The 13330-nt window shown below is 52.5% G+C and carries 14 protein-coding genes; 5 read left to right on the top strand and 9 right to left on the bottom strand.

From position 1 onward, the window contains the following. Nucleotides 1-127: 127 nt before the first annotated feature. Nucleotides 128-1444, bottom strand: coding sequence for a prephenate-dependent tRNA uridine(34) hydroxylase TrhP (trhP, locus tag KO508_RS06860; protein WP_216007601.1), 1317 nt, complete (start codon nucleotides 1442-1444; stop codon nucleotides 128-130). Between the two features lie 158 nt (nucleotides 1445-1602). Here trhP and KO508_RS06855 point away from each other — a divergent pair, with 158 nt between their 5' ends. Then, nucleotides 1603-1959 (top strand): helix-turn-helix transcriptional regulator, encoded by a 357-nt coding sequence (locus tag KO508_RS06855; protein ID WP_216007600.1) that lies wholly within the window; start codon nucleotides 1603-1605, stop codon nucleotides 1957-1959. A 5-nt stretch (nucleotides 1960-1964) separates the two neighbouring features. Here KO508_RS06855 and fabB read toward each other — a convergent pair whose 3' ends face one another. The 3 genes from fabB to KO508_RS06840 all read right to left on the bottom strand — a co-directional run bounded on the left by fabB (nucleotide 1965) and on the right by KO508_RS06840 (nucleotide 5117). After that, entirely contained in the window at nucleotides 1965-3176 is a 1212-nt protein-coding gene (gene fabB / locus KO508_RS06850) for a beta-ketoacyl-ACP synthase I (protein ID WP_216007599.1), read from the bottom strand. A gap of 11 nt (nucleotides 3177-3187) precedes the next feature. Then, nucleotides 3188-3697: a bifunctional 3-hydroxydecanoyl-ACP dehydratase/trans-2-decenoyl-ACP isomerase gene (gene fabA, locus KO508_RS06845; protein ID WP_200361972.1), complete on the bottom strand. Its 510-nt coding sequence runs from the start codon at nucleotides 3695-3697 to the stop codon at nucleotides 3188-3190. 235 nt (nucleotides 3698-3932) lie between these two features. Next, complete coding sequence (locus tag KO508_RS06840) at nucleotides 3933-5117, bottom strand: NnrS family protein (RefSeq protein ID WP_216007598.1); 1185 nt, start codon at nucleotides 5115-5117, stop codon at nucleotides 3933-3935. 131 nt (nucleotides 5118-5248) lie between these two features. Here KO508_RS06840 and KO508_RS06835 point away from each other — a divergent pair, with 131 nt between their 5' ends. Next, nucleotides 5249-5620: a SirB2 family protein gene (locus KO508_RS06835; protein WP_216007597.1), complete on the top strand. Its 372-nt coding sequence runs from the start codon at nucleotides 5249-5251 to the stop codon at nucleotides 5618-5620. Between the two features lie 25 nt (nucleotides 5621-5645). Continuing rightward, nucleotides 5646-6245, top strand: a complete 600-nt coding sequence (locus KO508_RS06830) for a class I SAM-dependent methyltransferase (protein WP_216007596.1) — start codon at nucleotides 5646-5648, stop codon at nucleotides 6243-6245. 22 nt (nucleotides 6246-6267) lie between these two features. Here the strand turns inward: KO508_RS06830 and KO508_RS06825 are convergent, their stop codons facing one another. Together KO508_RS06825 and KO508_RS06820 are read right to left on the bottom strand one after the other, a co-directional pair. Continuing rightward, nucleotides 6268-7083: an ion transporter gene (locus KO508_RS06825; protein ID WP_216007595.1), complete on the bottom strand. Its 816-nt coding sequence runs from the start codon at nucleotides 7081-7083 to the stop codon at nucleotides 6268-6270. 105 nt (nucleotides 7084-7188) lie between these two features. Then, on the bottom strand, nucleotides 7189-8541 hold the full coding sequence (locus tag KO508_RS06820) for an MFS transporter (RefSeq protein ID WP_436836613.1): 1353 nt from the start codon (nucleotides 8539-8541) through the stop codon (nucleotides 7189-7191). A gap of 292 nt (nucleotides 8542-8833) precedes the next feature. On the opposite strand from KO508_RS06820, the gene KO508_RS06815 reads away from it, so the two are divergent. Both KO508_RS06815 and KO508_RS06810 read left to right on the top strand, forming a co-directional pair. After that, nucleotides 8834-9295 (top strand): universal stress protein, encoded by a 462-nt coding sequence (locus KO508_RS06815; RefSeq protein ID WP_216007594.1) that lies wholly within the window; start codon nucleotides 8834-8836, stop codon nucleotides 9293-9295. A 52-nt stretch (nucleotides 9296-9347) separates the two neighbouring features. After that, on the top strand, nucleotides 9348-10853 hold the full coding sequence (locus KO508_RS06810; RefSeq protein ID WP_216007593.1) for an MFS transporter: 1506 nt from the start codon (nucleotides 9348-9350) through the stop codon (nucleotides 10851-10853). Between the two features lie 78 nt (nucleotides 10854-10931). Here KO508_RS06810 and KO508_RS06805 read toward each other — a convergent pair whose 3' ends face one another. The 3 genes from KO508_RS06805 to KO508_RS06795 all read right to left on the bottom strand — a co-directional run bounded on the left by KO508_RS06805 (nucleotide 10932) and on the right by KO508_RS06795 (nucleotide 13267). Further along, nucleotides 10932-11570: a c-type cytochrome gene (locus KO508_RS06805; RefSeq protein ID WP_216007592.1), complete on the bottom strand. Its 639-nt coding sequence runs from the start codon at nucleotides 11568-11570 to the stop codon at nucleotides 10932-10934. Beyond that, a complete protein-coding gene (gene soxC / locus KO508_RS06800; RefSeq protein ID WP_216007591.1) occupies nucleotides 11563-12864 on the bottom strand; it encodes a sulfite dehydrogenase in 1302 nt (433 codons plus the stop codon). Before soxC ends, KO508_RS06805 begins: the two co-directional genes overlap by 8 nt. 79 nt (nucleotides 12865-12943) lie before the next feature. Continuing rightward, nucleotides 12944-13267 (bottom strand): ArsR/SmtB family transcription factor, encoded by a 324-nt coding sequence (locus KO508_RS06795; protein WP_216007590.1) that lies wholly within the window; start codon nucleotides 13265-13267, stop codon nucleotides 12944-12946. Between the last annotated feature and the right edge of the window lie 63 nt (nucleotides 13268-13330).

Raw genomic sequence — 13330 nt, 5'->3', positions numbered from 1 at the left:
CAACTGGGTTGAAAATCGCCGCTTCGGTGCGGCAACAACATAATGCCGAGTATTGAGTCCAAATACTCCAATAAACAAAAATGATAGTCAATATCATTTTTGTTTACATATTTTTGGTGGGGAGGGGCTAAGATGTTGATAATATTTTGGTGAGGTAGCTGTAGTTAAGAGCTTGGGGCGTTTGGGGTGGGCGAGGGATACGAACGATGTGACCACTACCCGGCGCATAGTCCATAGCAACACCATTGCGGTTTTCCATGACTGGTATCGAAAACTGCAGGTTGCCAGACGGTGTGACCAGTTCCAATTGATCGCCCGGGGCAAACTTGTTTTTCACATCTATGGTCAGCCATTGGCTGTCGTCATCGATGATGGTGCCTACGACTTGTTGAGTTCCGAGGAAGGACGAGCCCTGTTCGTAAGTCTGGTACTCCTGCGGCACGTGTCGGCGCAAGAAGCCCTCAGTGTAGCCACGGTTTGAGAGCGCTTCTAGTTCATTCATCAGGTTTATATCAAATGGCTTGCCCTGTGCCGCTTGGTCAATAGCGTTGCGGTACACCTGAGTTGTTCGGGCAACGTAGTAGGCGCTTTTGGTGCGGCCCTCAATTTTCAGAGAATGTACGCCCATGGCGGCCAGTTCCGCCACGTGTTGCACGGCACGCAGATCCCGGGAGTTCATAATGTAAGTGCCGTGTTCGTCCTCATAGGCGGGAATAAAACTGCCGGGGCGGTTGGGCTCTTCCAGAAGAATTTCTTTCGGCTCGAAACTTTGAACATCACTTGCAGCAGATGTGGCTATGAGGTCGCCGGTTTGGTCTTGAGTGTGGGCAACTTCCTTGTAGCTCCAGCGACAGGCATTGGTGCAAGCGCCTTGATTGGCGTCTCTGTGGTTCATGTAACCGGAGAGCAGGCAGCGCCCGGAGTAGGCCATGCACAGCGCGCCGTGAACGAATACTTCCAGTTCCATTTGCGGAACTCGTTCGCGAATATCGCGGATTTCACCCAGAGCTAGCTCCCGCGAAAGAATTACCCGGCTGATCCCTTGGCGACGCCAGAACTCTACGGTAGCCCAGTTCACAGCATTGGCCTGCACCGATAGGTGTATGGGCTGATCCGGCCATTTTTCGCGCACCAGCATGATCAGGCCGGGGTCCGACATAATCAAAGCGTCCGGTTTGAACTCCAGTACGGGTTCTAAATCCCGCAGGTAGGAGCGCACTTTGTCGTTGTGGGGAGCTATGTTCGAGACCAAGTAGAACTGCTTGCCCAGCTCATGGGCGCGCTGAATGCCGGAGCCGAGCGCAGCGGTGTCTTTGAAGCTGTTGTTGCGTACCCGAAGGGAGTAGCGAGGTTGGCCAGCATAGACGGCATCAGCGCCATAGGCGAAGGCGGTCTCTAGATGTTCAGGGGTGCCAGCAGGTGCCAACAGTTCCGGGATGTACATGGGGGCTCCGAGTAAATCAGTGGTAGGCTATTTTGCCGCAGCCTGTTGTGCATTCCCTTGATCCTACTCAAACGTACTATTGATTATTTTCAGCTAACATGTGTACGCTGCAACCCGGAGTGAGAGAGTCAGAATTTATGAATCAGGAGGATCACAGAATGGCATTAGAGCCTCTGAGCCCAGAGGTGGTGCGGGCGTCGTTGAGTAGCAAAGTGAGTTCGCTGATCAGTATTCAGCTTGCCCGTGGCAAGGTGGGTGTTGAAGTGGTGGCGTCGCAGTTGCACATGAGCCGGTACACGCTTCACAAAAAGTTGAAGCGGGAAGGATTGACCTTTGCCCGTTTGTTGGAGGATGTACGCCGTAAGCAGGCGCTAACTTACATGCAGGATAAAACCAAACCTTTGGTGGAGATTGCTGAGCAGCTTGGGTTTTCAGAACTGAGCGCATTCAGCCGGGCGTTTAAGCGTTGGATGGGTACATCCCCGGCTGAATACCGCTCTATTAGGCTTTCTTAATGCAATCAGACCTTCTTGAACACCAGTGTTGCGTTGGTGCCACCGAAGCCAAAACTGTTGCTCATAACGAGGTCCAGATTTTGGTTGTCTAGCCGTTCGCGCACTATCGGGTAGCCTTGTGCACCTTCATCCAAATTCTCGATGTTGGCTGACGGTGCGATAAAGCCTTCCCGTTGCATGATGATGCTGTAAATAGCTTCATGCACACCGGCTGCACCCAGAGCGTGACCGCAAAGGGGCTTGGTAGAGCTCAGCGGCGGGATCTTATCGCCAAACGTTGCTTTGAGGGCTGTCAGTTCTGTAACGTCCCCGGCGGGTGTGCTTGTGCCGTGGGTGTTGATGTAGCTGATTTCGCCATCTACGGTTTTCATGGCTTGCTGCATGCAACGAATAGCGCCTTCACCGCTAGGAGCAACCATGTCTGCTCCGTCAGATGTGGCTCCAAAACCGACCAGTTCTGCAAGAATGTTCGCGCCACGGGCTTCTGCGTGCTCCAGCGCTTCGAGCACCACCGTACCCCCGCCACCAGAAATAACAAATCCATCCCGGTCTTTATCGTAGGTGCGGGATGCTTTTTCTGGCGTATCGTTGTATTTGGTCGAAAGCGCGCCCATAGCATCAAACATTAGGCTTAGGGTCCAGTGGATATCTTCACCGCCGCCAGCAAGCATGACATCCTGACGACCAAGGGCAATTTGGTCTGCCGCGTGACCGATAGCGTGTGCGCTGGTGGCACAGGCTGAGGTAATGCCGTAGTTGATGCCGGTAATGCCAAATGCCGTTGCGATAGTTGCGTTGATTGAACTGCCCATAGTGCGGGGCACGCGATACGGCCCAACGCGGCGAATACCTTTGGCGCGGTGGGTGTCGATTGCATCAAGCAGCTCAACCGTTGACGCGCCGCCGGTACCAAACACAGCGCCGGTGCTGTTGGCTGTGAGGTGATCATTGGTCAATCCAGCCTGTTCAATGGCTTCGCAGGCGGCAAGATAGGTGTAGGCCGCAGCCGGACACATGAAGCGCAACAGCTTGCGATCAATCAGCTCGGGCAAGTTCAGGTTTATCTGGCCACAAATGTGACTGCGCAACCCGTTGTCACGGGCTTCTTCACTGAGGCCGATCCCGGGAATGGACTCCTTCAGGGAGTGTGTGACTTCTTTTTGATTGGTGCCAAGGCTGGAGACAATCCCCATGCCGGTGATAACAACGCGCCGCATCTTGTTAACTCCTAAAAATCATCCGTGGAAGAGAACACGCCAACCCGAAGGTCTTTGGCGGTGTATATTTCTTTGCCATCCACTTCCATACGCCCGTCGGCAATGGCCATCGTAAGCTTGCGACGGATTACACGTTTGAGGTCGAGGTAGTAGGTTACTTTTTTGGCGGTAGGCAGAACCTGACCGGTAAACTTCACTTCTCCGGCGCCAAGCGCGCGGCCCTTGCCTTCGCTGCCGCCCCAAGCCAGATAAAAACCCACCAGCTGCCACATGGCATCAAGGCCTAGGCAACCCGGCATGACCGGATCATCCACGAAATGCACTTTAAAAAACCAGAGGTCCGGGTTGATATCCAGCTCTGCCACCAAGCTTCCCTTGCCGTACAGGCCATCGTCCGCGCCAACGTGGGTAACGCGGTCAACCATTAGCATCTCATCAATGGGCAGCCGCGTGGCGCCCGGGAAAAGTTTGCCATGACCGCACTTGATCAGGTCTTCTTTATCAAAATGATCAGGATTCATAGTGCCATCGTCTCTGTTACAGAATGATTTATCGTTACTTTAGCTGTTATTTTACGAGTCGCTATTGACCATTAGTGGATGATTGGCGCAAAAGGAGGCCGGTTTCAAGAGGCACGGCTCTGTTTGGGGGAGGAGGCTAGGATATAAAAAAGCAGGGTATAAAATGACAAACAAAGAGCAGGCCCCTGAGAACCTGCTCTTTGTTTGGGAGTGCTAGTAGTTCCTGCGCTGCGGCTCAGCCGGGTTGGCCATCGGGGCGTGGGCTTGCAAGGATTCTTGTGTAGCGCACGAGGTACATGCCGAAAGCGAACATCCAGAGTAGGCTACTACTTCCAATACCCGGGTGCCAGGGAATAATATCGAATGCTGTAAGCACGCGAATGACTGCTGCTAGCTGAATAGCAATAAATGCCACAACCATGCCTTTGGGCAGAACCAGAGCACGCCCCGTATGGCCCAGCGTTACCCGGGCAATGACTCCCAGAATCAAACAACTGATTGCGCCGGTGCCTGCCGCATGGCTCCATGCGTTGGATGGCCAACCCGCGAAAATTGTGCCTGCAAGAAGATACAGAGAGACTGGTACCCAGAGAATGGACAAATGAAGAACCCACAGGAGAGGCTCCTTGCGAGCAAGCCAGCCTTTCCAGTTTGCCAGTCGCACGAGTACGAGAGTGCCTGCGATTAATGACAAGCCGCCAGTGAGGGCTTGCCAGCCGGTTACCAGCGATGCCAGAAGCAGAATCATCGAAAAAAGCGATGCCATATCGAGCGTGGGGATATTTTTAACCGCGTCAGCATTCAGTCCGCGCTGGCGCAGCCAACCGCTTGTGAATGCTGGGGTTATACGGCCACCTACGATGCTTATAAGTGCCATGGCTGCAATCAGCGCCCCATGGCTATAGGTCATATCCAGTCGCGTCACAAATCCTATTTGCATCAGCCACAGCAAGCCTAGAACCACCAAAAGCATGAGTTGCCGCTTTTGTTTGGCCTTCCAGACACGCCATCCGGCATCCAGCATTACCAATGGCAGGAAAGCCAGATTAACGCCCTGTACCAGCCAGTCTGGTAAATCCGCCCCAAACGCTAAAAGCAAGCGGCCAGCCAGCCACACGCCCCACAGCAAAACCAGCCGAAAGCCATGGGTGCGCTCGGTTTGTGTCCATACACAAACAGCCGTTAGCAAAAAGCCTGCAATTGCGGCAGTCAAAAAGCCAAACAACATTTCGTGCTGGTGCCAGAACAGCCCTGGCATAGCTAGAGGCATATTGACAACGCCGGTTACCTGTAACACCCAGACGGGTATAACCGAAAGCGCCAGCACTGTCATCGACAGGAAGAAAATCCGGAAAGGGTAGCCGAATAGCTGGCTGACGCTGGCGGAGCCAGCTTCGGCGGAAGTAGGGATAGCCTGCATGTTGGTACCTGCTAATACATATATGTGAGTTATATGTTAAACGTCTGCGACCTGAAATAACATACCCGGTTGGTGGTATCTTTGCGTACAATGCCGCTATCGTTTTGATTCACATTGGAATGGATGCAAGTATGTACATGATCCTGAAACACCTCCACATGACCACAGCGTACCTGACAGTGGCCCTGTTCACATTGAGACTTCTGATGGACGCTGTGGGGCGGCCAGGTTGGCGCCAGACACCCCTGCGCTGGATTCCCCACGCAAACGACACGGTGTTACTTGTGGCGGCCATCAGCCTGCTGTTTGTGGGTGCTTGGAACCCACTGGAGCAAACTTGGATTCTGGCCAAAATTGCCTTGTTGTTAGGCTATATCGCTGCCGGGCTTTTCGCTTTAAAAGTTACCGTATCACGCCCGGTGCGTGTTGTTGCAGCTATTTTGGCTTTAGTTCAAGTGTCCGCTATCTTCCACCTTGCTATGGCTAAACCTATTATTTTTTGATCCATTGATGTTTGCGGAGAAGACAATGTGGGACGAGCGATTCAGTAGTGAGCACTATGTATACGGACAAGAGCCCAACTCTTTTCTGGTGGAACAATGGGATCACTACAAACTGGATAGCAGCTCAGGCAAGGTCTTATGCCTTGCTGAGGGGGAAGGGCGCAATGCCGTATATCTGGCAGAGCGGGGGCACGCCGTAACCACGGTAGACTTGTCAGAGGTCGGGCTACAAAAGTCGGCCCGACTTGCAGCAGCCCGTGGCGTGGATTTGGAAACGGTGCATGCCGATTTGGCGACCTATACCCCGGAGCTAAACGTCTACTCGGCGGTTGTCATGATTTTTGCTCACACCCCAACAAATATTCGCAAGCGCTCGCTGCAAATTGCAAAAGACGCGCTACGAAGCGGCGGCTATTTGATCTTAGAGGGTTACACAGAAGATCAAATAGGGCGAGGCACCGGCGGGCCGGGCAGTAAAAGCATGATGTTCAGCAAGCAGGAACTGGAACAGTTTTTTGAGCCCGAAGAGATTCTTCTTTCCCGCGAACTCGTCCGTGATATTCGCGAGGGTCCGCTGCACGATGGTGAAGGTGCAGTTGTGCAGTTTGTGGCCAGAAAGGCATGAGTCGGGCACGTTAGTGCCCTTCTTATTTCTCTAGCTTCTCTGTCAGCTTGTCTAACTTGCTCTGCACCGTGCGTAGCTGCCTTACAATCTCATCCCGCTCGTCATGCGCTCGTTGATGTTCTTCCGCATTCTGTTCCTCGCTCATTACTTCCAGAATCGCCCCGATCATCATGTTCAGGAATACGAAGGCTGTGAGGAAAATAAAGGTTAGATAGAAGATCCAGCTAAGTGGGTACTGCTCCATGGTGGCGTACATCACGTCGGTCCAATCTTCGAACGTGGCCACGCGAAACAGGGTGAGCATGGAAATGGCGACATCACCCCAGAGTTCCTCATCTACCTTGGCAAAGAACATTGAGCCCATGGCTGCGTAGATGTAGAAAATGATAAACATTAGCAGCGCAATGTAACCCATGCGGGGAATGGCTTTGAGTAGGGAGTTGATCAAAAAGCGCAACTCAGGCACTACAGAAACCAGACGCAATACCCGGAAGACCCGCAGTAACCTGCCAAGCAAGACAGCCTCCGAGTTATCCAGAGGGATGAGGCTGCCAATCACCACAAGGGTGTCAAACACGTTCCAGCCGTCCATAAAGAAGCGCCGTTTTACCGGGCTGGCGGCAAAGCGGAAGAGTATCTCGATCAGAAAAAACAGCGTAATGGCCGCATCCATTACGCTGAGGGATTGCTCTATCAAGGGCGGCAGGTCGTAGGTTTTTGCGCCTATGGTAAGAGCCGAAAGAATGATTATGGCTATAACCACGCCCTGAAAGAGCGTGCTGGACTCAATTCGGCGTAGCTGGTTAAAGCCAGCGACAGGGGACATTTCCGGGGACATGGGTTTTACTGCTCCAGATGACATCGGGTGTGCGGATTCTAATCGCCCGTTCAGTGCTGGAACAGTCTTCTTACAGAGAATTCAAAAAAACGCCCACTTTTCGCCTTAGCGTAAGGGCGATTTTGTGTCTTTTAGCTGATCGCTTTGACGGTTCAATGGATAGAACAGGTGCGGTGATGCCAGTTCTGGCAGGTCGGTTTGCTCTTTGTTCGCAGCCCACTCCACGCGCTCGGCTGAGCGGATGGCGTAATGCATCCAAATCAGTGCGGCAGCTGCGATAATGAACATCAACATAAAGCAACTCTGCCAAATGCCTGTAACATCATTCAGAACGCCGAAGGTCAGCGGTAGGATGAACCCTCCTAGCCCGCCAATCATGCCTACCACGCCGCCAACAGCGCCTACATGTAGGGGGTAATACACAGGTATGTGTTTATAAACGGCTGCTTTGCCGAGCGACATGAAAAAGCCCAGCGTAAAAATGAGAACAATAAATACGGGAAGGCTCATCTCAAGGGTGAAGCGAATTTCGCTGTCAATGCCGTGTACAACGTAGTTCGTGGGTGGGTAGCTTAGTAAGAAGGTGCAGATAACCGACGCGATAAACGTCCAGTACATTACGCGCCGAGCGCCGAAGCGGTCAGACATCCAGCCACCTAGAATGCGGAATAGGGATGCCGGAATCGTGTACAGAGCTGCAATCATGCCTGCCGTGGTTATATCCAGGCCATAAACGCCAATCAAGTAATGCGGTAGCCAAAGTGCCAGCGCCACAAAGGCCCCAAACACGAAGAAGTAGTAAAGCGCAAAGCGCCATACCCGTAGGTCCCGCAGCGGCTCCATCTGCTCCATAAACGAACGCTGTTGCTCGCCTTTTTTGCGGTCAGCTGAAATGGGATCTTCCTTTGCAAGAAGCATGAAGACGATGCCCATAACGGCGAGTACAGACGCGTATATCTGAGCGGTCGTTTCCCAACCAAAAGCCACCAACAAAAAAGGCGCGCCGAAGTTGGTGACTGCAGAGCCAACGTTGCCTGCGCCAAAAATACCCAACGCAGTGCCTTGCCGAGCGGGTTCAAACCAGGCGGCTGTGTAGGCCACGCCCACAATGAACGCGCCACCGGCAAGGCCTACTCCAAGAGCGCCAACCAGCAGCAGGAGGTAAGTAGTGGCATAGGTGAGCAGGTAAACGCAGGTAGCCGTGGTTAGCATGAGTATGCCAAGTACCCAGCGCCCACCGTAGCGATCGGTCCAGATGCCAAGAAATAACCGGCTGATGGAGCCCGTCAAAATAGGAGTGGCCATAAGTAGGCCAAGCTGGGTGTCTGATAGCCCCAGATCTTCCGCGATACGGATACCGATAATGGAAAAAATGGTCCATACCGCAAAGCAAAGCGTGAAGGCCAGCGTAGAAAGGCCGAGTGCTCGATGTTGTTGGGTGCGAGTTGGCATGTTCATTACTGTGGCCATCCTTTCTGCGTTTTTAGGCCTTGGTTTATCGCTTCTGTAACGGTACCAAAAACTGTGTTTTCGGTGTCGGGTCATTAGGGGTACCTCCTGCTGGGCGGACTGGTGGTAGCCATATTGCGGGTTTACCCGGAAGGAGGTAGTGATCTGATTGCTCTGGTGGGGTAGCTGGTGGTGCTTTTGATGTAAGTCAATTATGGGCTGCCATGGTGTGTGGGCTAATGCTGAGCAATATCAATTGGCGGGTTGCTCGTGCGTGGCATTACCGCCTTCGGAGACTGCTATGAAAATCATGATTGCCTACGACGGCTCCAGGAACGCAAAGCTGGCGCTGGTTCAGACGATTACGATGTTTCGCGAGCTGAAACCGCAGATCACTCTGGTGGCTGTGGCAGAGAACCCCCGAGACATCACATCCAGTAATGAAGACCTGTTTCAGGAAGAGCTGAACGAGCTCAAGCGACACCTTCTTGAAGCCAGATCGGTATGCGAAAAAGAGCAGATCGCATCTGAAACCCTGCTGCTTGAAGGTGATGCCCGCAAAATGCTGCTTTATGCCGCAGACACTAAGGTAAAGCCCGGCATGCTCGTTATTGCCCGGCACAGTGACGAAGTGGACGGCGGCCTGATTGCTCGTTCGTTGAACTATTTTGTGGACGAACTGGATTACATGACATTCGGCAAAGTCAGTTCATTTCTGGCGCGCCGGGTGCAGTGTCCGCTCCTGATCCTGCCCAGCCACTGAGCGGTTATAGCTAAAGAATACAGGTAGAACTGAAAGCCCACGGAGGCTCAGAATGAGAGTTGCAGACGTATTCCGCTTCAAGAATCCAGAGATCAAGGCGCTGCACCTGACCTGGATTGCATTTTTTATCACATTCTATGTGTGGTTCAACATGGCGCCGCTGGCGTCGAGCATGCTCAAAAGTGTTGACTGGCTGACTCCAGACGATCTGCGCCTGTTTGCCATCTGTAACGTGGCATTGACGATACCCGCACGAATTATCGTAGGCATGGCCCTCGATCGCTTCGGCCCGCGCCGGGTGTTCTCCATTCTGATGATTTTGATGTCGATTCCGGCGCTCACCTTTGCTTTTGGCGACACCATGACCCAACTGCTCGTTAGCCGTTTGGTACTCAGCTCCATTGGTGCAAGCTTTGTGGTGGGTATCCACATGACGGCCATGTGGTTCAAGCCGCGTGATATTGGCTTTGCCGAGGGTTTTTACGCAGGTTGGGGTAACTTTGGTTCTGCTGCTGCTGCAATTACCTTGCCTACGGTTGCCCTTCAAATGTATGGCGGCGATGACGGCTGGCGTTGGGCTATTGCCCAGAGTGCGATTGTGATGGCACTTTACGGTGTTTACTATTGGTTTGCTGTCACCGATGGCCCTGTGGGGACCGTGCACCGCAAGCCACGCAAGGCCAGTGCGCTGGAAGTCAGCACCTGGGGTGACATGATCAAACTGATCCTGTGGACCATTCCGCTGATAGGTGTTCTGGCAATTCTGGTATGGCGTATCCAGAACATGGGTTACCTGAGCGTGACCGGTGCTGTGGTTGCCTATTCCGTTATCGTTGTGATCGTGCTCTATCAGGTTGTGCAAATTCTGCGGGTGAACCTGCCTATTCTGAAAAAGGGTGTGCCAGAAGATGATAAGTACCCGTTCAACAGCGTTGCTGCGTTAAACAGTACCTACTTTGCCAACTTTGGTGCCGAGCTGGCGGTGGTCTCCATGCTACCGATGTTCTTCGAAGAAACCTGGAGCCTGAGTGCCGCTGCTGCGGGTATGGTTGCTGCCTCCTTTGCTTTCGTAAACCTTGTGGCTCGACCTATGGGTGGCATGGTTTCCGACCGCATGGGTAACCGCCGCTTCGTGATGCTCAGCTACATGTTCGGAATTTGTGTGGGCTTTGCGCTGATGGGTTTGCTTAACTCCAGTTGGCCGCTGATTATCGCCGTGGGCATTACTGTTTTCACTTCCTTCTTTGTACAGGGTGCAGAAGGTGCAACCTTCGGTATTATTCCGTCGATCAAGCGTCGCCTAACCGGGCAAATATCTGGTATGGCGGGTGCTTATGGCAACGTGGGCGCGGTGGTCTACCTGACTATCTTCACCTTCGTTACCCCTAGCCAGTTCTTTTTCATCATTGCTGGCGGAGCCTTCATAAGTTGGGTGCTTTGCCTGATGTGGTTGAAAGAGCCTGAGTCCGGCTTTGCGGAAGAGTATGAAGTGTCCTCTGTCGATCTGCAGATTGAGGAAGAGGAGCGCCAGCGTCAGACTGCACTTGGTAGGGCGTGACGTTGCAGATTGCCGCCAGCGCGGGGTCGCAATGTCCCCGCGCTAGCGACAGTGTTTCCTCCCTGAGTCTCTCGTATTCTAATCTGCTATTACGCTGCGAGCTTTTCCTGGCATGTTAATCTCAAGAATGCTGTGTTTGTCGAGTTGGGTAGCCGTATTCAGAAGGTCATTAAGGTGGAGAATGTACGCAGTCAGTGCGTAAACCTCGTCGTTGTTCAAGCTCTTGGGAGCCTGATGAGGCATGGCACGCCTTATGTAATCGAAAATAGTCGTGGCGAAAGGCCACATACTGCCTACCGATATAAGCAATACGGGATGCTTTCTAATGCGGAGCACTCGTAACGGGTCTCGAAAACTGAACCAGCCATCGCTGCCTGCCAGTCGTGCTGCGGGGCCCTCTATCCCCTTTTTCCCGTGGCACATGGCGCATTGGGTCTGATACAGCACCTCACCCTGAGCAACAGTTCCTTGTCCTTCCGGTAGGTTTTTTCCATTCGGGAAAATAGTAATTTCATAATTTTCAATGTCAGATGGGTGGAGCGGCTCGCCAAGCTCCGGGGTGAGCAATTGAGGTGTGTCTTCAGCGCGTAAAAGAGTGGTTTGTATGCCCAACAACAGTGCCCCGAAAAGCAGGACTACGTAGCTCGCCTTTCCCGCCAAAAGGGTGACGGCTACAGTATTCAGCATACGCGCGCAGACGTAACATCTGTCAAACATAACAGTTCTCCACAACGCCGCTGCTCGAGATGTGCCACGCCTGAATTCCGTTATAGTGATTGAAAGAATAGCTGGCGTGCTGGGCGCGCCATTGGTCACGGGTTGGTTGAACTCTACCAGCCTCGTCGGTGGCTCTGCTTAATAGTATGGCGTCCGTGCCATTCCATCGCCAGGGCATAGAAAAACGAGTCAACGATTTTGGCAGTATTGGGCTCTCAATGTGCGCCCTTGCCCAGGTTTTCCCCCCATCTGCGGATACCTCTACGAGTTTGATCTTGCCATAGCCTGACCACGCTAGGCCGGAAATTTCATAAAATCCCCTTTTTTCTGGCAATAGTTGCCTGCCTGACGGGTGGGTGATGAGCGACTTTACGTCCATATGAAATGAAAAGCGTTGAATTTTCCCGTCTTCTAAAATGTCGCTGTACAGCCCTGATTCATCCTTGGTGTAGGCTGGCTGGTCGGTCACCTCTAAGCGATGGAGCCATTTGATATTGAGGTTACCCTCCCAGCCAGGAACAAATAAGCGCATGGGATACCCCTGCGAAGGGCGAATCCGTTCACCATTCTGATAAAGCGCAATGATGGCATCATCAAGCAGTTTATCCAGCGGGATGCTTCGTGAGTGAGACCCCCCGTCAGCGCCTTCCGCAATAACCCATTTGGCGCTTGCTTTTATCCCCGCCTCTTTGAAGAGGTGTTTGAGTGGAATGCCCGTCCACTCGGAGCCAGAAATCTGGCCGAATAATTCTTGAGCGCTTTGATCTAGAGAAGTCAAAGAAACTGCGTTGGAGGCGGTGTTCCCGGCACATTCCAGAAAATGAATGTTTGAGACCATGGGGTAGAGCATAAGACTGTCCACATCAAACTTGAGAGGTCTTTCGACGAGACCATGAATCATCAACACATGCCGCTGGGGGGCGATATCAGGTATTCCATTGTGGTTTACAGTGAAGTGCAGGCCGCTTGGTGTGATAATTCCTCGCTGGTTTTCAATTGGCGTATGCCAGATAGAGAAGATTGAGGTTTCTGGCGCAGATTTCTGGAGGTGGCGCCGAACCTGACTTTCATGTGCCGAAGGTTGACCATACTCCGTCGCTGCGTGCCCGGGTACTTTCATCCATTCCGGAAATGACTCTGAGATTGATTGGCTGGACACACCGCCGGGTTTGGAAGCTGATGCAGCCAACGGCCCGAGTGAGCAGCTTGCAGACAACGCGATACCGCTCATCAGAAAAGATCGACGATCCAGTAGTCCATTCCCGGCTACTGCTTTTACGGATGTTTTTTTCATGGATTGGCCCTGCTTTGACGAGAGGTATATTTTTATAAATATGCATAAGTGCACCCGCATGCACATAATAGATAAAAAATTAGCAACAATCAAAACGTAAGCATTGTCGAATGGCCTCAACCAATTGCTCGGTCTTTTTCAGCGATTTCTCACCATCGACGGAGTAAATCATGTGGCGCCCTTCTTTTATAGAGTGGAGAAGGCCAGCTTTCTCCATAATGGCCAGATGACGTGATATGACTGAGCGATCTTGAGGTAAACGCTCCGTCAGCGTTTTAACATCAGAGGGGCCATTCAGTATCAGTAGCTTCAGAATTTGAATGCGCGCAGGCTCCGCCAGTGCTTTGACAAAATCGTTGTCGATATTACTCAGGGCTTTTTCGATGGCTTGTTGCTTGTTCATGCGTGCAACTTAATGCATATATTACAGTGGGGCAAGAGCTTGTTTGATGGCAGGGGTGAGGCA

Origin of the sequence: Marinobacter salexigens (assembly GCF_018860765.1) — a bacterium.
GTDB lineage: Bacteria > Pseudomonadota > Gammaproteobacteria > Pseudomonadales > Oleiphilaceae > Marinobacter > Marinobacter salexigens_A.
The sequence above is the reverse complement of the archived record's forward strand: the minus strand, read 5'-3'. Positions and strand labels throughout refer to the sequence as shown.

Excerpts from the sequence above, each read along its gene's own strand:
- KO508_RS06810 (WP_216007593.1), top strand. The coding sequence starts at position 9,348 with ATGAGAGTTGCAGACGTATTCCGCTTCAAGAATCCAGAGATCAAGGCG.
- soxC (WP_216007591.1), bottom strand. The coding sequence starts at position 12,864 with ATGAAAAAAACATCCGTAAAAGCAGTAGCCGGGAATGGACTACTGGAT.
- KO508_RS06830 (WP_216007596.1), top strand. The coding sequence starts at position 5,646 with ATGTGGGACGAGCGATTCAGTAGTGAGCACTATGTATACGGACAAGAG.
- trhP (WP_216007601.1), bottom strand. The coding sequence starts at position 1,444 with ATGTACATCCCGGAACTGTTGGCACCTGCTGGCACCCCTGAACATCTA.
- KO508_RS06815 (WP_216007594.1), top strand. The coding sequence starts at position 8,834 with ATGAAAATCATGATTGCCTACGACGGCTCCAGGAACGCAAAGCTGGCG.
- KO508_RS06825 (WP_216007595.1), bottom strand. The coding sequence starts at position 7,083 with ATGTCCCCGGAAATGTCCCCTGTCGCTGGCTTTAACCAGCTACGCCGA.
- KO508_RS06840 (WP_216007598.1), bottom strand. The coding sequence starts at position 5,117 with ATGCAGGCTATCCCTACTTCCGCCGAAGCTGGCTCCGCCAGCGTCAGC.
- fabA (WP_200361972.1), bottom strand. The coding sequence starts at position 3,697 with ATGAATCCTGATCATTTTGATAAAGAAGACCTGATCAAGTGCGGTCAT.
- KO508_RS06835 (WP_216007597.1), top strand. The coding sequence starts at position 5,249 with ATGTACATGATCCTGAAACACCTCCACATGACCACAGCGTACCTGACA.
- KO508_RS06820 (WP_436836613.1), bottom strand. The coding sequence starts at position 8,541 with ATGAACATGCCAACTCGCACCCAACAACATCGAGCACTCGGCCTTTCT.
- KO508_RS06805 (WP_216007592.1), bottom strand. The coding sequence starts at position 11,570 with ATGTTTGACAGATGTTACGTCTGCGCGCGTATGCTGAATACTGTAGCC.
- fabB (WP_216007599.1), bottom strand. The coding sequence starts at position 3,176 with ATGCGGCGCGTTGTTATCACCGGCATGGGGATTGTCTCCAGCCTTGGC.
- KO508_RS06795 (WP_216007590.1), bottom strand. The coding sequence starts at position 13,267 with ATGAACAAGCAACAAGCCATCGAAAAAGCCCTGAGTAATATCGACAAC.
- KO508_RS06855 (WP_216007600.1), top strand. The coding sequence starts at position 1,603 with ATGGCATTAGAGCCTCTGAGCCCAGAGGTGGTGCGGGCGTCGTTGAGT.